Origin of the sequence: Paenibacillus luteus, assembly GCF_006542765.1 — a bacterium.
GTDB classification, from domain to species: domain Bacteria; phylum Bacillota; class Bacilli; order Paenibacillales; family Paenibacillaceae; genus Pristimantibacillus; species Pristimantibacillus luteus.
Window position 1 is genome coordinate 470,062 of record NZ_SKCD01000011.1, and the last position, 22,056, is coordinate 492,117.

Here is a 22,056-nt window from a genome sequence, read left to right on the forward strand (position 1 = left end):
GCACTTACCGTCACCACATAAGGGTATGGCAAGCACTTCGGTTCGTTTTTTCTTCCATTGTGGAGGTTCTAACTTCAAAAATCAACTGTTTTTAAAAAATCAAAATTATAAGTAACGATACTGCGCTTCAATTAGTCCGTTATAAACGCCTCTTTGGGCAATCAGTGATTCATGGTTGCCTTGTTCAACAATTTGGCCGTGATCCAGTACGATGATTTCATCGGCATGACGGATTGTAGACAAACGGTGAGCAATCATAAACGATGTACGTCCCGCAAGCAGCGCCTTGAGCGCCTCTTGAATTTTCAATTCAGTTTCCGTATCAATACTTGCCGTCGCTTCATCTAGAATCAGAATTTGCGGATCTGCCAGTAAGGCCCTAGCGAACGAAAGCAGCTGGCGCTGTCCCATGGAGAGCACATTCCCGCGCTCCTCAACCTGCGTATCATAACCGTCAGGCAATCCCATAATGAAATCATGTGCATTGACGGCTTGAGCTGCCTTCACAACCTCCGCATCCGTCGCATTGAGCCGTCCATAGCGGATATTGTCTCTAATCGTGCCCGCAAAGATAAATGTGTCCTGCAGCACGATGCCAACTTGCGAGCGCAAGCTCTCAATCGTGACATCGCGGATATCGATGCCATCGATAAGCACACGACCTTCGACTGGATCATAGAAACGGCACAATAGGTTGATGATTGTACTTTTACCAGAACCTGTATGCCCAACCAACGCGATGGATTGCCCGGCTTTCACATCAATGGTCACGTTCTTCAGTGCCGGTCTACCTTTCTCGTATTCAAATACGATATGGTCGAATTTGACATCCCCTTTGATCTTCGGCAGCGCCTTTGCTTGCGTTAGCTCCGCCACGGTTGGCTCCTCATCAATAAATTCGAAAATCCGCTCCGAAGATGCCATTGCAATCAGCAGTTGGGAGTACATTTGACCAAGTCGGTTAATCGGGTCCCAGAAGTTACCAATATAATTGGCGTAGCCTACGAGCAAACCGATCGTGATCGCTCCAGTTTGAATGAGGTGCGACCCGTACCAGAACAAAATGAACGTACCAATCGCAGAAGTAATTTCGATTACCGGTCCGAACGCTTGGTTCAGCGCAGATGCCTTGTTCCAAGATTTCACATTATCGGTATTCATATGGTCGAAAAAGCTCATATTATCTTTTTCTTGCACATACGCCTGCGTAACCTTCATCCCTTGAATGCTCTCATTTAAGTGAGAGTTGATTCGGGATTGCTTGATCCGCACATCCTGCCAGGCGAACCGGATTCGTTTGCGCAAGGTCGTAGAGACGAGGAACATAAGCGGCACCGTAATCATGACCGCAAGTCCGAGCTTAAAGTTCCATACGAGCAAGATAATGACGATACCGAAGAGCTGTACGCAATCCATCAGAAGGTTGACAACACCATTCGTAAAAAGGTCCTGCAGCGCATTAACATCATTCGTTACACGCACGAGTACCGATCCGGCAGGGCGTTTGTCATAGAAACGAAAGCTTAACTTTTGAATATGTTGGAATAAATGATTCCTCAAATCATAGATAACGCTTTGCCCAATGATATTCGTATATTTAATCCGGTACGTATTTGAAGCCCATTGGATAACATACAGCAGCAGCATAATGCTTGCAATAATAATAAGCTTCGGAATACTCGTGTTGCCGCTCTCAGGAGCAATGGCTTCATCTATTGCAAGAATAACGAGAGCCGGCACTCCTAAGCGGGTCAACGTGCCCAAAATCATCATAAAAATAACAGGCATCAATTGTTTTTTATAAGGCTTCATGTACATGAACAACCGGCGCAATTGTCCCCAGTTAAAGGGTTTCTCAATCAGCTCGTCGTCTTGGTAGATGAAGCGCTCGTTTTTGTTGCTTGCCTTTGCTTTGGCACTCGTGCTCATTATACGGTACTCCCTTTCCGGTCATGCGCCTCCGCTGCCAGTGATGAATCATCAAGCGGATAATCAGCATATTGAATGTTGTAAGTATCACGGTATGGCCCACGCTGAGCAATAAGCTGTGCATGTGTTCCGCGCTGAACGATGTGACCCTCGTTAAGGACAATAATCTCGTCCGCATGTCGCAGCGAGGAAATCCGGTGCGCGATAATAAAGGTGGTGCGTCCAGCCATCAGCTCTTTGAAGCCCGCTTGGATCTCATGTTCGGTCTCCATATCAACTGCACTTGTTGCATCATCCAGGATAAGGATTCGCGGATTTTTGATCAGTGCCCTTGCAATAGCAATCCGCTGCTTCTGACCGCCCGATAAACCCATGCCGCGCTCACCAACGATCGTATCGTAGCCAAGCGGCAGTTCCATAATGAACTCATGCGCTTTGGCAAGCTTCGCTGCATATTCGATCTGCTCTGGCGTAACATCGCGCACGCCGAATGCGATATTGTCGCGAATGGAAGCCGAGAACAGGAAGGTTTCCTGAAATACCGGTGCGATCAAGCGGCGCAAACTTGCTACGTCGAGATTGCGGATATCAATCCCGTCAAGCGTGATCGTACCCTTCTTCACGTTATACGCCCGCATCAGCAATTGAATAATTGTTGATTTACCAGAGCCGGTCGCTCCAAGGAAACCAATAACGGAACCCTCTGGCGCATCGATGACAAGGTCTGTGACCGCTGGTGATTTATCCGGATAGTTAAAGGTAACGTGATCAAAGCGCACATGGCCTTTTACTGTATTGCTGGAAACCTCAATCGCATCCTCGGTGTTTTTCACATGAACATGCTCATTAAGCAAACCCAGCACCCGCTCGCCGGACGCTTTAAACTGAGTGTAGTTGTTAATGTGGAAGCCAAGGCCCCACATCGGGCCGATAATATACCAGATCAGGCTGAAAAACGCGACGAATTCCCCTAATTGAAGCGAATTATTAATGACTAGAATACCGCCTGCAACCAGAAGGATTACGGCGCTTAAGTTTGCGACAAGCTCCATGACTGGAAAATATTTTGCCCATATTTTTGCAGCGCCGACCTGATTCGTTTGATAGGCTTCGCTGCGGATAGAAAATTTGGATACCTCATGATTCTCGCGAGCAAACGATTTGACTGTGCGTACGCCCGTAATGTTCTCTTGAACGGCCGTGGTCAAGTTGCTCATTGCTTGGCGCATTTCCCGAAACGCCGGATGAATATTGCGTTCAAAGCGAATGGCCGCAAAACCAAGCAGAGGAATCGTCACTAGTGTAATTAAAGTGAGCTGCCAATGAATGGAAAGCATCATGGCTCCGCCGAAAATGATCATAAGCACCATGTTCAAAATTTGTGCAAAACCAAAGCCGATAAAGTTGCGAATCGCCTCAAGATCCGCGGTCAAGCGCGACATCAAGTCGCCTGTCTTTGCTTTGTCATAGTACTGGTACGATAGCGTTTGCAGCTTGTCATAAAGAGCGTTGCGCATGCGAAAGGCTACCTTGTTGCCGAGTCGTCCCCCAAAAAATCCGTGTAGAAACTGCATGCAGCCTTTAAACGCAATGACCGCTACTACCGTGAAAGCAAGCTTTGGAACCAGGTCGAAATTTTGTGGCCTAATGACATCATCAATCAGGTAACGCAGCAAATTCGGATAGACAAGTCCGAGCGCCGTCGCGCACATTAAGCAAAATATGGAGGAGAACAAAAACTTTCGCTCCGCCCAATAAAATGCTTTCAATTGCCTAAAAACGTCCAAGTAAATCCATCTCCCCGTTGCTATTTTGTAAGTATGAATGAATATTATCAGCATCCCGAAATGCGAGCAAACAGTATAAGTATGCATATAACTGATTTAAACAGCTAATAGCCGCGATATGTAAAATGGAAACGGTTAATGCTCCCAATTGGTCCTAAATCGTGACAGATATGTGCCTATTGCTCACTTTTTGCACAGAAACACACTAAATAAAAAAAAGCTTTTGCAGGCGCAACTCGCGCCCACAAAAGCATTCAGCTGTATATGCGATAGAAAGATACGCATTCATTGACATTTAGATATGAATAAGGCTGTCATGCAGCTGCTTCAGCTCTACCGTATTAGCAGTGCCAGACAGCGAGCTCCGCTTCCCGCTCTCATAGGCAAGCATATCCTCTTGCAATTTGCTTCCGGCTTGTTCGGCAGCCTTCTGCCAAACCTGCTCATAAAGCGAGATCCATAGCAGCGTCTGTTCCGTCATCCAACCGTTCAAAGAAGGGGCAAGCAGCGCTTCAAGCTCCTTGCGAAGCAAACCCTTACCTTCCCCCTCGAAAAATTGGCGAGGCGATTTGAAGCGGCTCCACAGCAGCTTCGCATCGACCGCTGAAGCTTCCCAGACAGCCGGTTCATTCGGTGTCGGCAAATCTGAAGCACTATAAGGAACAGCGTTATAGGATGCGATAGATGCTTCCAGGCGCTGTGCTGCAATCGCATATTGCTTCTGAAGCTGCGTATGAATCCCCTTCTCCATACGGAGCGATGTGGCCAGCATCTCTTGCGAGAGCTCCAATTGGACTAGCCGCTGCAGCTCCAGCCATGACGTCCAGATGGCCTTGCGCAAATCGCGACCGTCGTCCTGCAGGGAAGCCGGATTAAACGCCAGGTTGTAAAACTCGCCAAAACGATACTGAAGACGCTGTACGACATAATACAGAAGCTCACTTAGCTCCTGTCGCAGCTGCTCCGGCAGTACCCCGGACTGCAGCGTCGAAATTTCGCTCTTCGCATCGTTTACGGATGCCTCTAGCGTGCTTAGCTCCGCTTCCCGCGCTGCGGCATCCCCTTCGGCGCTATGCAGCCAACCTGCTACGGTTGCGGCTGCACGCTTCAAATCCTGCTCTGCCGCATCAATTGCAAGTCTTCCAAGATCATTCTGAACAAAAGATAGGAATGATTGCTCAAATGCTTCAATGCCAGACCGTTTAAGAAGCTCTGCATCCCCGCTTAGTTTGCCGTCTAGCGCTTGCAAACTAGATACGGGAAATAGGCGCGGCGAACGTATCGCATGCTGAAGGAGATTTGTCTCCACATGCTTTAAGACGCCAGCCAGCTCCTCCTCATCGGCAGCCAAATCGGCGGCATTGACGAGGAAAAACATTTTGTCGAGCTCGAACTGATCCTTTACTCTGCCGAGCTGCATCAGAAACTGACGATCCGCCTGGGAGAACGCATGATTGTAATACGTGACAAACAGAACAGCATCGGCATTTTTAATATAATTAAAGGCTACGCCGGTATGCCTCGCATTGACGGAGTCCGCCCCTGGCGTATCCACAAGCACAATTCCCTGCGCCGTGAGCGCGCAATCATAATGAAGCTCGATCTCGCTAACGAAGCAGGAACGCGATTCTTCAGCGACATAACGCTCATATTCCGCTTGGTCGACAGAGAGCTGCTCGCCTAGAAGCGGCTCATGCTCTGCCCAGCCCGCCCGAGCGGCGCGCAGGAAGCTGAAATGCGGGCGGCCGCCAGCCCCGATGGAATCGGGAGTAAGCCGGTCAATGGCCCGCATCAGGGCTGCGGCATCCGGCAGCTGGTCGATGCCGGCTTTCTCGCCGAGCAGCGCCAAGGAATAGCGCACATCGTCCTCAATGGCGGCGCGCGTCTTCATGACGATGCGAGCCGTGCCGTGTCCGTGCTCAGCCGTCGGCGGCACGAGGCGGTTGATCGCTGCGGTCGTCGGATTCGGTGAGACCGGCAGCACTGGCTCGCCAATCAGCGCGTTCGCAAGCGAGGATTTGCCGGCGCTGAAGGCGCCGAACAACGCGATGGTGAAGCGGCTGTCCTGCAGCCGCTTCGCCTTGTCGCGCATCGCCTGTGCAGCGGCTGCCAGCGCCGCATGCGGGGCAAGCAGCTCAGCAGCGCTCGCTAAGCGAGCTGCTGCGCTGTGCTGCTGCGCAAGAGCGGCTCCGCCGCCCCATGCGCCCCGTCCTGCAGCAGCAGGACGCGTAGCCGCGGCAGTGCTGCGGGCTGTGGCGGCTGATGCTTCAGCCGCCTCGGCAGCCGCATGCTGCGCGGCTGCCGTATGGCCAGCGGCGCGTGGCGCTGGCAACGCCGGCCTCGCCGGCGCCTCTGGCAGCGCGCGCGCAAGCCGCGCTGCATGCTCTGCCGCGCGCTTCGCCAGCGCAGCAAGCGCTTCAAGGGCGCCAGCCTGCGCGCGAAGCGCCGCAAGCTGTGCCTTTGCCTCGGCGGCGGCGGCTTCGCCTGCCGCCGCTGAATGATCCGCCAGCGCATCGATCAACTCTAGCGCCCGCTGGCGATAAACCCCCTTCACATCCGCGGCCATATCGCGGCTGAAGGTCATCGTATATTCGCTATTGATGACAGCTCCGGGTTTTACCCGCCCGATGAGCCACTCCGCATCGGGCAGCCAGGCAAGCTTCTGCCCGAGCTCCGCTTCTAGCCGCTCGCTATCGAAACCGATTCGCTCTGCTTCCGTACGAAGCAATTGCTTCACATGCCAGTCGATTGAAGCGCTAATTAAGCTGTTCAGCTCTGCACTGAAGGCCTGTAGCCGCCTCTCCTGCTCTGCAGCAGTCTTAGCAGCCGCAAACAGCAAACCCGCTTTAAAACCGGGCTTGCGGCTCTCCAGAAACGTTTGGGCTAAATCACGGAGTCCTGCTGGCGTAATATTCGCATTGTCGAGCAAGCTTTGCAGCTCCTTGCGCAGCCCAGCCCGGTATACTTCCTTATGTGCGGCGATTTGAGTAATTAAAGCGTTCAGACGATCCATCTCGCCTTTTACTCTAGCCGCTGCCTCTTCACCGCCTGCTTCTTCGATCAGCCGTTCCCGCTCGGGCTCAGCCAGCTCTTCTCCCCGTTTCTTATGCCCCTCTACCAAATGGCGCAAAGAAGCATCCACACTGTATACGCACAGCGGCTCACGGATCGTTTTCAACTGATCAAGAAGCTCAAGAAACGACTCCCATTCCTGATGGGGGTGCTCCGGCTCGCGCAACGACAAATAAACGATCCCTGCCGGCTCCAAATGCCAAGCATGGAACGCATCCTCGACGCTTTGACGATAGCTTGCGAAAGATAGCTCACGTTCGCGATGCTTATCGATCTGATTGACGATAAAATATAAGGGCTTGCCCCAATCCTTTAATTGCTTGGCAAACGAGAAATTAATTTCGGATTGGACATGATTATAATCCATTACATAAAACACAACATCAGCCAAATGCAGCGCCGATTCCGTTGCCATCCGGTGCGCATCGTCGGTTGAATCGATACCCGGCGTATCCAGCAGCACCATATGATTGCCTAGACGCTCGCTTGGATAAACAATCGATACGGAAGTAAATTGCTCTCCATCGACACAGTAACGATCAAGCTCCTCGATCGGAACCTCCGCTTGCGAGGTTAGCCCGTTGCGCAGTATTTCCACTGCAGCATAAGCACGGTCACCGCCGCGGATCGACACCACGTTCGCACTGGTTGGTATTGGACTCGAGGGCAGCAGTTTGGTTCCGCATAGGCGATTAATCAACGTCGATTTTCCCGCCGAAAAATGTCCACAAAAAGCGACAGTAAGCCGACCTTCGGTCAGCTTACTGTTCAGCTCTTGTGCTTGCTTTGCATGTAACACATCACCTGCAGCCGCCATCAGGCTAGCTGTTTCGGATATAGCTCCCGCTATGCTTTGCACGGTTATTTGAGTCATCGTCTTCTCCTTAAACGGCTTGCTCTTCTTCAGACGGCAGGCAAATCTCAAATACGTTGCCGTGCTGCAAAATCATAATGTTGCGTTCTTTGTCTCTCATCACGACAACCTCAGGCTTCGAACGCATACGCTCGATGTATTGGTCAGGCACATCGCCCGAGCCGCTAACGGTAATGCCTTCTACCAAAATATCCTCGTGCTCTTCTGGTGGTGACTCAAGCACTTGCTCGTAAATATCAGAAAAAAGCTCAAAATTGTTCGTGTAAACGGAAATACAGTTCATCTTCATCATCCTTCATTAGCTATTTTAGGTTTAATGCTCTTATTTTTTGTTTTAAACCCTGGCTTCATACGTTGTTTTCCTTCTTTGCATAAATCAAGCAGCGGGCAGATCGGGCATTGCGGGCTTTGTGCCTTGCAATGATAGCGGCCGAAGAAGATCAGCCTGTGGTGAGTCAATGTCCACTCATCCCTCGGTACGAGCTTCATCAGCTTCTTCTCAACCTCTAGCACCGTATCATCTGGCTTGGCAAATCCGAGCCGCTTTGAAACGCGATCCACATGCGTATCAACTGCGATGGCCGGTACACCAAACGCATTAGACATAACTACATTAGCCGTCTTGCGCCCAACACCCGGCAGCTCAATAAGGCCCTCATGGCTCTCAGGCACTTCCCCGTCATATTTGTCAATGACGATCCGGCAAAGCTTTTGTATATTCGAAGCCTTGCTGCGAAACAAGCCGATACGGCGAATATCCTGCTCCAGCTCCTCTAGTGGAACGCTCAAATAATCCTCGGGCCGCTTATATTTTTCAAATAAGGATACCGTCACTTTATTGACCGTTTCATCCGTGCACTGTGCTGAGAGCAGCACGGCTATCGTAAGCTCGAACGGATTGCTGTGGTTCAGCTCACAGTGTGCATCTGGAAACATGCCCGCTATTACGTCCAGCACATGACGCATTTTCTGTTTCGCAATCATCGTCCTCTCTCCTAATGAAACACTATCGTTCAAAGTGTAGCGAAATTTGTCACGCTTAGCAACCGTAATCAAGCATATTCTATAAAAAAACTGCCCATAAGGGCAGTTTTTTCACAAAATTTAAATATCTCGGCACAAATTCATCCATTTTTTAAGCAAAACGCTACTTGACGATGGCAATCGCGTTGTTACGGAAGCCATAAATCGTTAGCTTGTCCCCTGCTTTCAAAGCAGTAACCGTGCCTACAGCACCATTCAACGTATATTTTGTGCTGCTGGTAACGTTAAAATAATTACGGTTGTCCGAATCCGACACCTTCTCCGTCCAAATTTGGCCTGTTGAAGCATTATAGCTCGTAAAGACGCGGCTTTCACCAACAGCAGCCGTGATAAGCGTGCTTGCGCCTTCCGGCTTCTGTACTTCCACGTAATCTCCTACGGCCAATAGGTTAGTTGCCGACCCCAGAGAAGCGCCTTTGCTGATCGTGAAGCCAACTTCACCGTTATACGTAATCGTTTGCCCCGCTAGGCTTACAATCGTAACGGAATTGGCCGCAATGGCTTGAACTGTCCCCAAGGTTACAGGAACGATCCGGGCAGTGACCGCTTGCTTGCCAATATAATTAACATTGATGATCGAGCCAACCGGGATTTGGTCTACCGTTAGTTTCGCCCCAACATCATTCAGCAGCTCCGTATTTAGCACTGCTAAATCAAATGCGGCAGTCGCTATATTTTTTACACGCACCTTTTTGTTTATCGTATCAAGCGAGACGACCTCATACTGGGCGTTAAGATGGACCTTAACCGTCGCTACGCGATCCTGCGTACTATTTAATTCCAATGTGAGTAGATCGCCGGCTTTCAAATCGCTCAAGCCCGCATTTGCGATAGTTGGATGTTCAACATACGCGGAATTGTAAGGAACAGCTGCGGTAGCACCGCCATCCAATCGGAGGGTCATCAAATTAGCCGCAGAGTTCATGGATACAAGCGAACCTGTGTATTTCGTTATAAACTGCAGGGAAACGATCGAATCGCCCGTATAGCTAATTACAATTTTACGATTTTGAGTCAATAGGCTATTAGCCGAAGCAAGTGAAATCACATTGCCGCTGTATTCGATTCTTGTTTTGTCTGTAAAATAGAGCGCCTGCGCGTTTCCTCCTGACGCATCAACGATCGTAAGCAGCTTTTTGTCATAGACGTAGCTTGCAACCTGTGCGCCAGCTAACGTTTTTACATTGCGGTTAGCCACTTTTATCTTCGTTACTTGATCTTTATCGTTAAGCGTTAGTTCTACTTGATCGGCTTCCTTGATCAAATCATTAACCGTCGCTCCATTAATACCGTCAATTTCTACAGTTACCGTATCAGCCACAAACTTCGATACAAGCACTGAACCCGACATAATGGTAACAAGCTGACCATCCGCGCTATAGAACGTGCCAGTAGCGCTTGTTGCCGCGGCTTGCGAGGAAGCCACAATCTTCAGGGCAAGCGGAGTTTCACGGAACGTATCCTGCACAATGCTGATTTGGCTGTCTCTCTTAATCGCGGAGAGTGCCAATGCCTTGCCGTCCGTATCTACAACGGTGACTGCATCGTTATAATAGATTTCAACCGGCTTATTGTTGATCCATACGTATATTTTCTTCTCGTCAGCAATAACCCGGTCAAGCGTACCTGTTACTGTCTTCGTGTACTGCTTGTCCCCTTTGACTTCCACATATTTTGCTTTACCGTCCTTAGCAATAACAGTGACGTCGCCGTAGTCCACTAGCTGTTCTCTTGTAATTGGCGTTTCCGAATTATAATGATAAAAGAGCGTGTCTGCATCAATCGCATAGTTTGTTTCCTTCTTATCGCTGAACAAAGTTAGCGAAGCCGCTGTGTTTGCTGTTACAATTCCGCTTGTTTGACCCTCATATGCAACAGGAAAAATCGATTCCGCCCGGCTGAACATCGTCGCCAAGCTTGCGCGGTTCACATTCGCTTTCGGATCGAACTTGGTTGCTGTAACGCCTTTTACAAGCTCAAGCTTGGCAGCTGCATTGACATATCCTTTATATAACGAATTGATTTGCGCGGAATCCGTAAAGCTGGAAGCCGTGTTTTGCAACCGTAGTGCTTCTTCTTCCTGGTCAATCGCACGAACCATCAGTTTTGTAACCCATTCCCTTGTAGCTGCTTTTGTTCCCCAAGCTACTTTAGGATCCTTGGCTGCCAGCTCGAATTCTTCTGCCTGATCAAGCAAGCCTTCCTGAAAAGCAAGCGTCACATAGGGTTTGAAATAACTGCTCACTTCAAAAGATGTAGGAAAGCCGATAATCGCATCCTGGTCGGCTTTTTTATCTAAACCTGCAAAACGGAGTGCCATCAATACCGCTTCCTGTTGGCTTACATTTTCACTTGGCCGGAACACAAATGCGCCACTGGTTGTTGTATTTCCCGCAATGATTCCTTGCAATGCCAGCTTTGCTATATGCTTCTCAGCCCAATGTCCGCTGCTCACGTCTTTAAATGGCGTGGTTAATGCTGCTGCTGACACCTGAATTTGATTTGGCAGCATAACTCCGCTGCCGGTTACTAGTGAAAATACAATCGCTCCTGTTAAAATCTTTTTCCCTGCAAAATGCAATGTCATAGATGGATATCCCCCTGAAAGTTTAGGATGAAATAAGCAGAATCGACCCCGCAAGCCTTTTACAAGGACGGAGCCGTTTCATGATGTAACTATAAGCTGTAAGCGTGTTTAGTATGAAGCTTCTGCTATTCTTGTTCGCGCACCATCGGATACTCAAGCTCCACATGGCCCATTAACGTTTCTACTTCAGCGCCATCAACCAGGAGCTGAATCCCTTGGACGAAGTCGAACTGGAACAATGTTTTCTTCAATGTCTCGATAACCAGCATTTCGCCTGGGGCACCCAGACGTGCTTCGTCCGGCAGATGAATATCAAGAACCACAAGACCATCTGTTAGTTCTACGGATGTAATCTCAATCGGTTGCCATAGAGCCAAAACATTTTCGGCAGGATCTTTTTGAAGCTCGGCTATTGCCGCTTTCACAAGATCGGTATCCGTTTCGTATTGCAGCTTCACAGATTTCTCGATTGTTTCAGCTAGCTCAGTATCGGTTAAATAAATGATAGCTTCGCGCTCGTTTAATGCTGCAGTAGGCTCTGGCGAAGGAGTTGCGGTAGGTGCAGCTGTGCTGCCTGGTTGGTTGCCTGGCTTGTCCTGCACACCACAGCCTGCCAATGCAGCAGATAAGATGATGACAGCAAGCAGCCCGCGTGCTTTGAATGTTTTCATAACACTGAACACCTGCTTTCTATTTTACTTTCAAGTATTCCTTGATGCCCGCGACAAGCTCAGCAGCTATGCGGCTTTGCGCGGCATCATCGAATAACATTTTGGCATCGGAGGTATTCGACAAGAAGCCGGCTTCAATCAACACGGCTGGCATCGTTGTTTGCTTAATGACCTTATAAGCTTCTTTTTTCACTCCGCGATCCTTTAAGCCTGTTGCTGCAATCAAATGCTTATGGATAACACCGGCCAACGCTTTACTATTATCGCGATAATAATAAGTTTCGGTACCAGAGGCGGTACTTCCTCCGCTATTGGCATGGATCGATAGAAACAAATCAGCTTTTAAATTTTCAGCAAATTTAACACGTTCGTCCAACGTTGGGTAAGTATCGCCCGTTCTCGTAAAATGGACCTTTATTTTAGTTTCTTTTTCGAGCAGCGCTTTCATTTTCAGTGCAACATTCAGGTTAAATTCTTTCTCCCATTTGTTCAGTACGCTCTTCGCACCAGGATCTGAACCCCCATGCCCGGGATCAATGACAACATCATAGACATCATTCGATGAAGGCGGGTTCTCAGGATTAACTACAATTGGCGGTTCAATCGGAATGCTCGGATCTGTCGGCACGTCTGTTAATGACAGGAAGGTCAATTCAAACTTACCCAAATCCTCCGTCAGAACATAACCTGTATTTTCGCTAATTTCGAGAACTAAGCGAACGGTAGCTGGGGTACTGCTAAACAAGGAATAACGAATTTTTTGCAAATAAGTGCTGTCTGTAACGTTTACCTCCATTTGTCCACTCAAAACAGTAGCAAAAGCTGTGTTCGGAAAATCGAATACCACTCTCTTCGGATTCTCGAGCAGCAATGGCTTATTCGCTTTCATGACTCCATCATACTTGACGGTTAGCGAGCTGTTGCCATTGTATGCTACTTCTGTGATCGTTCCTGTTGGTTCGGCAGGCTGCGACGGATCAGTGGGTTCCGTAGGTACAGTGGACTCCTGATACATATGTACTTCTTTCTCGGTAGCTTTGTACTCGAATTTAAGTCCGTACTGCTCGCCTATAAATCGGAGTGGAACTAAAGTCGTGCCTTTGATGATCGTCGTCGGTGTATCCAGTTGTACCTTTTGGTTGTTAACCAAAGCGGTCTTGTCATTTTCCTTTAGCTTAATGACATTATCGCCGTGGATCACCGTCACTGTTTTAGTCTTGCTGTCCCAATCAATCTGAAAGCCTAATCCCTCAGAAATCGTTCGCACGGGAACGACCGTTGAGCTGTTGATGATCTGGGGATTCACATCAGATTTCAACTGCAGGCCATTCAGGAAAAGCTTAGGGATAACCTCTGCTGCTTGTCCTACAGTGGCGAACATCGTGAAAAATACCGACATAAACAATAACATGGATACAAATTTCTTCATTTCCCACCTCGATGACTGAAATTGCCCGCATCGAATGAGTGCATTCGACTTTTACAGACTAAAATATAGACGCAGCTTGTCAGAAAAAGTTGCGTTTAAAGGAAAAAAGAGGACGAATCGCCTGAGAAGGCCGAATCGTCCTCTTTCTTATACTAACTTAGCCTAGACGAGCGGCGTGCTTTTGCTCGTATGCTGTAATTTCGTCTGCGTGCTGAAGTGTCAAGCCGATATCATCAAGACCTTGCAGCAAAAATTGACGACGGTGCTCATCAAGGTCAAAACTGATCGTTAGACCATGGTCATCGGAGAGTTGTTTGTTCTCCAAATCCACTTTTAACGCATAACCGTCGAATTTAGCTGTGCGTTGAAAAAGCTCTTCCACTTGTTCTTCACTCAGCTTGATTGGCAAAATGCCGTTTTTGAAACAGTTGTTATAGAAAATATCCGCATAAGACGGAGCAATAATTACTTTGTAGCCATAATCAAGAATCGCCCAAGGCGCATGCTCACGGGAGGAGCCGCAACCAAAGTTAGCACGGGAAACAAGGACAGAAGCGCCCTCATAACGCGGTTTGTTCGGTTCGAATTCAGCGTTGATATCTCCGTTTTCGTGAAAACGCCACTCGAAGAATAGGAATTGGCCAAAGCCGCTGCGCTCAATGCGCTTCAAAAATTGTTTAGGGATGATTGCATCAGTGTCGACATTGACCCGGTCGACCGGGGCGACGATGCCTGTAAGTAGTTTAAACGGTTCCATATCGGTTATACCCCTCTCTCGCGTTCAATTAGTTCAGCACTTCGGATTTGATTTCCCAGTCACGAACATCAGTAAAGTGACCTTTAATCGCTGCAGCAACAGCCATTGCAGGCGATACCAAATGCGTACGTCCGCCACGGCCTTGGCGGCCTTCGAAGTTACGGTTGGATGTAGATGCGCAGCGCTCGCCCGGTTTCAATACGTCAGGGTTCATCGCAAGACACATCGAGCAGCCTGCATCGCGCCATTCAAATCCAGCTTCGGAGAAAATTTTGTCCAAGCCTTCTTTCTCGGCTTGAATTTTTACACGGCCAGAGCCTGGCACGACGATTGCGGTAACCCGATCACTAACTTTGTAGCCTCTTGCGATCTCAGCAGCAGCGCGCAAATCTTCAATACGGCCATTCGTACATGAACCGATAAATACATAATCAATTGGAATCTCGCTCATAGGCGTACCTGGTTTAAGATCCATATACTCAAGCGCTGCTTCAGCCGCTTTGCGCTCGTTCTCTGTTGGAAGATCAGCAGGGAAAGGAACTTTTGCCGTAATGTTAGTACCCATACCTGGGCTAGTACCCCAAGTCACTTGTGGGATCAATGCGTCTACGTCGAAGTGTACGACTGTGTCATACTCTGCGCCTTCATCTGTTGTCAGCTGTTTCCAAGCTTCAACCGCTTCATCGAAGCTAGCTGGTGCATACTGGCGACCACGCAAATATTCAAATGTTGTTTCGTCTGGAGCGATTAGGCCGGCACGAGCGCCTGCTTCAATAGACATGTTGCAGACCGTCATACGCTCTTCCATAGTCAAGCTTGTGATGGCTTCGCCTGTAAACTCAATAACATAACCCGTTGCGAAATCCGTACCGTATTGAGCAATAACGCCTAGGATCAAGTCCTTTGCTGTTACGCCAGGCTTGCGTTTGCCGTTGAAGCGAACCTCAAGCGTTTTTGCTTTCGATTGCTGCAGGCATTGCGTAGCCATAACGTGCTCGACCTCGCTCGTACCGATACCGAACGCCAAAGCGCCAAATGCACCGTGAGTCGAAGTGTGGCTGTCTCCACAAACGATCGTTTTGCCTGGATGAGTAAGGCCAAGCTCAGGTCCCATGACGTGAACGACACCTTGGTCGATGCTGTCAAGATCGAACAGCGTTACACCAAAATCTTTACAGTTCTGAGTAAGCGTATCGATTTGTTGTTTAGAGATCGGATCTGTAATATTAAAACGATCTTTCGTCGGAACGTTATGATCCATCGTAGCGAAAGTAAGATCAGGACGACGTACTTTACGGCCTGATAGACGCAGTCCTTCGAACGCTTGCGGCGATGTAACTTCGTGCACGAGCTGCAAGTCGATATAAATAACGCTTGGCTTGCCTTCTTCTTGATGAATGACGTGATTATCCCAGATCTTCTCAAACATTGTCTTTTTCGTCATTATATTCACCCCATCGTTTCATTAAATCTTCTGCTTTTCTTAACTGAACCTACTATATCATTTCTTTCTTCATTGATCCAAGATATAATATCTATAACGACTATAGGTAATAACTATAATGGAAGTTTTCAATCCATAATTTTGTATAGAGGAGTTTCAAGGAATGGAACTAAGACAACTAAACTATGTGATTCAAATCGCTTTAGAGAAAAACTTTTCCCGGGCTGCGGAGAAGCTGCACATTGCCCAGCCCTCCCTCAGCCAACAGCTCTCTAAGCTGGAGCAAGAGATTGGCGTACTGCTATTTCGCAGAACGACCAACTCTGTAGAACTCACACAGGCTGGGCAGGTGTTCGTGAGCAAGTCGCAAGACATACTAGATGCCGTGGAACAACTGAAGCAAGAGATGGATGATATGGCTCAGATGAGACGCGGCCGGCTGGTCGTCGGAACACTCCCTATTACTGGATCGCATATTCTACCGCTTGTTCTACCGGTTTTCGGTGAACTTTATCCACAAATTGAAGTGGTGCTTGTCGAGGATACAACCGCGAAGCTGGAGCAGCTTACTGCAAGCGGCGGCACGGATCTAAGCTTGCTTTCTCTCCCTCTCATCGACAGTTCCTTGGCATGGGAGCCTTTTATGGAAGAAGAAATTTGCTTGGCAGTACCGCCGCTTCATCCGCTCGCTCTCCGGGAAACGCCGATCGATATTGCCGAGCTTCAAGATGAACCGTTTATCGGGCTCAAACGCGGACAAGGCTTTCGGCAAATTACGGTTGACCTATGCGAGCAATCTGGCTTTGCTCCGCGCATCGTTTTTGAAAGCAGTAATATCGATACGATTCAATCTCTTGTAGCCGGCGGCATGGGCATTGCCTTCGTCCCGCAAATGCTCACACGGACGAAAGGCTCCGATTTTGCGCCTGCCTACCTTCCCTTAAACCAACGTCCTACCCGAACACTTGTCGTCGCCAGCAGGAAAGGACGTTATCTGTCCAAAGCTGCGGACGCTTTTATCCGAACTTTGAAAAAGACACTCGTCACCCACCGTTAATCAGCCTTCATATATAGAAGGTCTACGATCTTCAAATACCGGAATTCTCGTTCTTACCTCATCAACGAGCGACAAATCAATTGTCGCATATAAAATTGTTTCTTCTTCGCCTGCTTCTGCAATCGTTTCACCCCACGGATCAATTACAAGTGAATGTCCAAAAAATTGAGTATCTCCACTCGTTCCCATCCGGTTGCAAGCGATGACGAACATTTGGTTTTCGATGGCGCGCGCGGTGAGAAGCGTGCGCCAATGGTGCAGGCGCGGATGCGGCCATTCCGCGGGAACGAACAGCAGCTTGGCGCCTTCCAGTGCCAGCTTTCTGGCAAGCTCAGGGAAGCGGATGTCGTAGCAGATCATCATTCCAGCGCCTGCTCCTTCAATCTCCAGCTTGCCCAGCTTATCTCCGGCCTCCAAATACTTTTCCTCGTCCATGAGCCGAAACAGATGAATTTTCGAATAATCCGCAACCACATTTCCGCCGCGGTCGAAAGCATAGATCGTATTCAGCACCTTATCTTCCTTCCGCTCAGCGATAGAACCTCCAATGATGTGAACCTGATGTTTCTGACTGAACTCGGCTAAAAAAGCTTTGGTGCGCGTCCCCTCATGATCTGCCAAGGTTTGAATTTCGGTCAATGCATATCCCGTATTCCACATTTCCGGAAACATAATCACATCTGGCTTGTCCGTTTGATTAACCGCTTCTTCAAGCATACTGGCTAATTTCTTAAAATTGGCTTCCGGATTTCCCGCTTCTATATTCATTTGCAGTAATGCAAGCCGCAATGGGTTGCTCATCTTATATTCCTCCGTTATTGCTTTTTTTCCTAATGATACCCTCTCATGCTTCTGTGTCAAGATGGGAAACGTAAGGTTATGATCTTTACCACTATACAATAGATGAGGAGAATGTCCGTTATGCTTTCCAAAAAAATTGCCGCTATGCTGCTTGCATGCTGCTCGCTTCTGTTAATGGCGCAAGTGGCAGCTGCCCAGCCCGCCCAAGGCTCACCTACCTCAGAGGTAGGTCTGAAGCCAGTACAAGTATTTGACGTAGCTGCGGGTAAGGTTGTCAAGACCATTCCGAATGATGCGAGCTATCAGGCTTTAGCTGCCTCGTGGCTTGGCTCCATCACTGGACTTGCCCCTCAATTGACTAATGATGAAAGCTGCAGTTATGTTTACCGTGTTCCTTTAGAGAAAGCGGTCACGATTAAGGCAAACGACGTTTCAGTCGTTTCCAACGATTTATTTCTGTTTTACTGTAAGGACAAACCGCCGCTCCTCCTCGTGTTTGATGAGAAACGCAGGCCTTTTTTGTTCCTGTTCAAAGCAGATATTAAACCGTTTATTCAAAAGGTAGGCATTCCCGCATCTTAGGCTTTGCTTCTCATCTCCCCACATTCGTGCTACATTTAAGCTATTGCCTAATAATAGATAGCGATTTTTCATGTGGAGTGTGAGGGAATGGAAACACAAATCGGTCAACACCTTATTCAGCCCGCGGATCGGATGAATGGACTTCCGACGCAATTTTTTGCCAAGCTGGTTGCTAAAGCTAACGCTCAAGTGGCCAAAGGACGCGATGTAATCAATTTGGGACAAGGCAATCCGGACCAGCCGACCCCTCCCCATATTGTTGCAAAGCTGCAGGAAGCTGCAGCTAACCCGTTGTACCACAAATATCCACCATTTAGTGGCTACCCTTTTCTCAAGGAAGCTGTTGCTAAGCGGTATAAGGAAGATTATGACGTTGATGTTGATCCAACAACCGAAGTAGCCATTCTCTTCGGTGGAAAAACCGGCCTTGTCGAAATCAGCCAATGCTTGCTGAACCCCGGTGACGTATGTCTCGTTCCTGACCCGGGCTATCCTGACTATTGGTCAGGAGTTGCGCTTGCCGGTGCTGAGATGTCGTTCATGCCGCTAATTGAACAAAATAACTATTTGCCCGATTATGGTGCGATTCCGTCTGAAATCGCTGATCGCGCCAAGCTGATGTTCATGAACTATCCGAACAACCCTACCGGCGCTGTAGCAAATGCTGAGTTTTACGCTAATACGGTCGCTTATGCTAGAGAGCATGGCATCGTCGTGGCAAGCGATTTTGCTTATGGTGCAATCGGTTTTGACGGCAGCAAGCCGATTAGCTTCCTGCAAACCCCAGGCGCTAAGGAAGTTGGCGTTGAATTCTATACCTTGTCCAAGACCTATAATATGGCTGGTTGGCGCGTAGGCTTTGCAATCGGCAATGCACAAATCATCAAGCTGATTAACCTTATGCAGGACCATTATTACTGCAGCTTGTTCGGCGGAATTCAAGAAGCTGCTGCGCTCGCCTTAACCGGTCCGCAGGACTGCGTAGACGATTTGAAAGCACGTTATGAAAGGCGCCGGAACGCTTTGTTTGCAGCGCTTGACCGCATTGGTTGGAAAGCTGACCGCCCAGGCGGATCCTTTTTCTGCTGGCTGCCTGTGGCACCTGGCTATACCTCGGAATCTTTTGCCGATTTGCTGCTTTACGAAGCAGATGTAGTCGTCGCGCCTGGCGTAGGCTTCGGAACACACGGCGAGGGTTATGTACGCCTTGGTCTGTTAACGGATGAGGCACGACTCGAGGAAGCTGTGGAACGAATTGGCAAGCTCAATCTTTTTTGAGAAACGCCTTGCGCTTGCATTCCTTTACAGCAGCATAGGATCGTGATATGCTTGTAAGAATTGAACATGAAACGTGATGACGGGACTATTAAGCATGCAAGGTCGCGATCAGAGAGTAAATTCCATGGGCTGCGAGAATTTACCGAAGGCCGCTTGCTGAACCTACCTCCGAGCGGCCGGTGATGAACCGGACAGCGCCTTCTGTTATAGGCTTAAGCTGGATGATCTGTTTGTATTGATCATCAACAAAGGTGGTACCGCGGAAGTGAAGACTTTCGTCCTTTATGGACGGAAGTCTTTTTTGTTGTCACGAAACAAGCATAGGATGGGATCAATCATGACGGAACGTATAGTCGTAAAAATTGGCAGCAGCTCCCTCACCTCTGAGGAAGGCGGTCTAAACCGCGAGCGCATTCATTATTTTGTCTCAGAGCTTGCCTCTCTTCATCAAGGCGGCAATGGCGTAATGCTCGTTACCTCCGGAGCCGTCGCAGCCGGTTTTCGTCAAATCGGGTATACAGCCAAACCAAAGATCGTACATGAGAAACAAGCAGCCGCAGCCGTAGGCCAGGCACTGCTAATGCAAGCGTATCAAGAAGCTTTCAGCGCTTACGGTATCGTCGCTGCTCAAATTTTGCTCACGCGTGCGGACTTCTCAAACCGACGCCGTATCCAAAACGCATTGATGACGATTGAAGAACTGCTTCGGCTTGGGATCATCCCGATCATCAATGAAAATGATACGGTAGCAACTGATGAGCTCGTACCCAAATTCGGAGATAATGATAGCTTATCTGCGCTAGTGGCAACGATGACGAAGGCTGCCAAGTTAGTGATCATTACGGATATGGACGGTTTGTATACCGAAGACCCACGTAAAAATCCGCAAGCCGTCAAAATTGAGCGTGTGGATCAAATTTCCGAGGATATCATGAAAGTGGCTGGCGGCGCGGGCTCCTCCGTAGGTACGGGCGGCATGCGTTCCAAAATCGAGGCGGCGCGCATTGCGATGCGTGGCGGCGTGCATGCCTTCATCGGCAAAGTACAGCAGGAAGGCGATCTCATGCTCGCTGTTGATGGCAAGGGCCGCGGCACCTACTTCGACACGAAGCTTAATAGTCTTCCTATGAAGAAGCAATGGCTTGGCTTCCATTCCATGCCGCAAGGTACCATCACCGTCGATGATGGAGCCGTGGTAGCTCTGCTTGAAGGCGGTAAGAGTCTACTACCGGCTGGCGTAACCGAAATACAAGGCGAATTCCTGCCTGCCGACGTCGTTGAGGTTAAAAATAGGCAGGGCGAAACTCTCGGGCGTGGTGTTGTCAATTATGCTGCTTGGCAAATTCAGGCAGTAGCCGGGATGACGACCGAGGAAGTGAAGCGCAGAGTGGATGTTAACCGCATTGAAGTCATTCACCGTGATGAATGGATCACATTGAAATCATAAGTTAGCTATAAAATCCATTAGGAGGCTTCATACTATGACCAGCGAAGTGAGACAAAAAGCAACATTGGCACAGGACGCCGCAGCAATTATGAACCGGTTGACGACAGAACAAAAAAATACGGCACTTAACCGAATGGCGGACGCCCTTCTCGCCGAGCAATCCGCCATTATAGCCGCTAACAAGCTTGATTTGGAGCGCGGTCGCGAGCAAGGTACTAGCCCTTCCCTACTCGACCGCCTTGCCTTGAATAATGATCGGGTTACGGCTATTGCTGAAGGATTGCGCCAAATCGTGGATCTTCCGGATCCAGTTGGCGAGCTGCTTGAGCATTTTGACCGCCCGAATGGACTCAGAGTAGATAAAGTCAGAGTGCCGCTAGGTGTCATTGGCATGATCTATGAAGCGCGTCCGAACGTAACGGTAGACGCCGCTGGTCTTTGCCTCAAAACCGGTAATACCGTCGTACTGCGCGGAGGCTCTGCAGCGATTGAATCGAACCGCAAAATCGTAGAAGTGTTGAAACAAGCTCTTTCGGAGACGGAAATGCCTGCTGACGCGATTCAGCTCATCGAGGATTCTGATCGCGCATCGGTTAATGAAATGCTTAAATTGAACGGACTGCTCGATGTGGTCATACCGCGCGGCGGAGCCTCTTTGATTCGTAATGTGGTAGAAAACGCAACCGTGCCTGTTATTGAAACGGGAGCTGGTATTTGTCATACCTACATTGACGAAAGCGCTGATTTTACGATGGCTGCGGAAATTGCTTTTAACGCCAAAGTACAGCGTCCTTCCGTTTGTAATTCCATGGAGACACTAATTGTTCACGAAGCCTTCGCGGATCGGCATCTGCTTGAGCTTGCCGAGCGCTTCCAGAAAGCCGATGTTGAGCTGCGTGGTTGTGAAAGAACTGCAGCGCTGCTGCCTGGAACGAAGCTTGTCACTGACGAGGACTATGCAACCGAATATAATGACTACATCATGAATATTCGTATCGTGCCGGACCTGGATACCGCTCTGGCGCATATTCGCCGCTTCGGCACGAAGCATTCCGAATGCATCGTCACCGAAAATGCTTCGAATGCCGAGCGTTTCATTCAAGATATCGATGCTGCAGCGGTTTATCACAATGCCTCTACCCGCTTTACGGATGGCTTTGAATTCGGATTTGGCGCCGAAATTGGCATCAGTACGCAAAAGCTGCATGCTCGCGGTCCTATGGGCCTGCCTGCCCTGACCTCGACGAAATACAAAGTATACGGAAACGGCCAAATTCGGGGATAATCCATCCCCTTA

16 protein-coding genes are annotated in these 22,056 nt (G+C 49.0%); 5 read left to right on the forward strand and 11 right to left on the reverse strand.

Annotated features, from left to right (window positions below):
• Window positions 1–105 precede the first annotated feature (105 nt).
• The 10 genes from E0496_RS10105 to leuC all read right to left on the reverse strand — a co-directional run bounded on the left by E0496_RS10105 (window position 106) and on the right by leuC (window position 15,594).
• Complete coding sequence (locus E0496_RS10105) at window positions 106–1,929, reverse strand: ABC transporter ATP-binding protein (protein ID WP_141501438.1); 1,824 nt, start codon at window positions 1,927–1,929, stop codon at window positions 106–108.
• Window positions 1,929–3,716 (reverse strand): ABC transporter ATP-binding protein, encoded by a 1,788-nt coding sequence (locus E0496_RS10110; protein WP_141501439.1) that lies wholly within the window; start codon window positions 3,714–3,716, stop codon window positions 1,929–1,931. The genes E0496_RS10105 and E0496_RS10110 overlap by 1 nt, the downstream gene beginning before the upstream one ends.
• Before the next feature lie 295 nt (window positions 3,717–4,011).
• The gene (locus E0496_RS10115) at window positions 4,012–7,662 is read right to left on the reverse strand and encodes a dynamin family protein (RefSeq protein WP_141501440.1); all 3,651 of its coding nucleotides are present in this window, start codon (window positions 7,660–7,662) and stop codon (window positions 4,012–4,014) included.
• A gap of 10 nt (window positions 7,663–7,672) precedes the next feature.
• On the reverse strand, window positions 7,673–7,945 hold the full coding sequence (locus tag E0496_RS10120; protein WP_139999450.1) for an NAD/NADP transhydrogenase alpha subunit: 273 nt from the start codon (window positions 7,943–7,945) through the stop codon (window positions 7,673–7,675).
• Between the two features lie 5 nt (window positions 7,946–7,950).
• The gene (nth, locus tag E0496_RS10125; RefSeq protein ID WP_141501441.1) at window positions 7,951–8,646 is read right to left on the reverse strand and encodes an endonuclease III; all 696 of its coding nucleotides are present in this window, start codon (window positions 8,644–8,646) and stop codon (window positions 7,951–7,953) included.
• Window positions 8,647–8,809: 163 nt separating this feature from the next.
• On the reverse strand, window positions 8,810–11,293 hold the full coding sequence (locus E0496_RS10130) for an S-layer homology domain-containing protein (protein ID WP_141501442.1): 2,484 nt from the start codon (window positions 11,291–11,293) through the stop codon (window positions 8,810–8,812).
• Window positions 11,294–11,418: 125 nt separating this feature from the next.
• Window positions 11,419–11,964 carry a GerMN domain-containing protein gene (locus tag E0496_RS10135; protein ID WP_141501443.1) on the reverse strand — a complete coding sequence of 182 codons (546 nt, stop codon included), beginning with the start codon at window positions 11,962–11,964 and terminating at the stop codon, window positions 11,419–11,421.
• A 19-nt stretch (window positions 11,965–11,983) separates the two neighbouring features.
• On the reverse strand, window positions 11,984–13,393 hold the full coding sequence (locus E0496_RS10140) for an N-acetylmuramoyl-L-alanine amidase (protein WP_141501444.1): 1,410 nt from the start codon (window positions 13,391–13,393) through the stop codon (window positions 11,984–11,986).
• A gap of 157 nt (window positions 13,394–13,550) precedes the next feature.
• Window positions 13,551–14,150 (reverse strand): 3-isopropylmalate dehydratase small subunit, encoded by a 600-nt coding sequence (gene leuD / locus E0496_RS10145; protein WP_141501445.1) that lies wholly within the window; start codon window positions 14,148–14,150, stop codon window positions 13,551–13,553.
• A gap of 28 nt (window positions 14,151–14,178) precedes the next feature.
• On the reverse strand, window positions 14,179–15,594 hold the full coding sequence (leuC, locus tag E0496_RS10150) for a 3-isopropylmalate dehydratase large subunit (RefSeq protein WP_141501446.1): 1,416 nt from the start codon (window positions 15,592–15,594) through the stop codon (window positions 14,179–14,181).
• A 163-nt stretch (window positions 15,595–15,757) separates the two neighbouring features.
• Here leuC and E0496_RS10155 point away from each other — a divergent pair, with 163 nt between their 5' ends.
• The gene (locus E0496_RS10155; protein ID WP_141501447.1) at window positions 15,758–16,651 is read left to right on the forward strand and encodes a LysR family transcriptional regulator; all 894 of its coding nucleotides are present in this window, start codon (window positions 15,758–15,760) and stop codon (window positions 16,649–16,651) included.
• Here E0496_RS10155 and E0496_RS10160 read toward each other — a convergent pair whose 3' ends face one another.
• The gene (locus tag E0496_RS10160) at window positions 16,652–17,452 is read right to left on the reverse strand and encodes a carbon-nitrogen family hydrolase (RefSeq protein WP_141501448.1); all 801 of its coding nucleotides are present in this window, start codon (window positions 17,450–17,452) and stop codon (window positions 16,652–16,654) included.
• A gap of 120 nt (window positions 17,453–17,572) precedes the next feature.
• Here E0496_RS10160 and E0496_RS10165 point away from each other — a divergent pair, with 120 nt between their 5' ends.
• The 4 genes from E0496_RS10165 (at window position 17,573) to E0496_RS10180 (ending at window position 22,044) form a co-directional block, all read left to right on the forward strand.
• Complete coding sequence (locus E0496_RS10165; RefSeq protein WP_141501449.1) at window positions 17,573–18,034, forward strand: hypothetical protein; 462 nt, start codon at window positions 17,573–17,575, stop codon at window positions 18,032–18,034.
• A gap of 87 nt (window positions 18,035–18,121) precedes the next feature.
• Window positions 18,122–19,312 (forward strand): pyridoxal phosphate-dependent aminotransferase, encoded by a 1,191-nt coding sequence (locus E0496_RS10170; RefSeq protein WP_141501450.1) that lies wholly within the window; start codon window positions 18,122–18,124, stop codon window positions 19,310–19,312.
• Between the two features lie 337 nt (window positions 19,313–19,649).
• On the forward strand, window positions 19,650–20,759 hold the full coding sequence (gene proB, locus E0496_RS10175; RefSeq protein ID WP_141501451.1) for a glutamate 5-kinase: 1,110 nt from the start codon (window positions 19,650–19,652) through the stop codon (window positions 20,757–20,759).
• Between the two features lie 34 nt (window positions 20,760–20,793).
• Window positions 20,794–22,044 (forward strand): glutamate-5-semialdehyde dehydrogenase, encoded by a 1,251-nt coding sequence (locus E0496_RS10180; protein ID WP_141501452.1) that lies wholly within the window; start codon window positions 20,794–20,796, stop codon window positions 22,042–22,044.
• The last annotated feature ends 12 nt before the right edge of the window (window positions 22,045–22,056 follow it).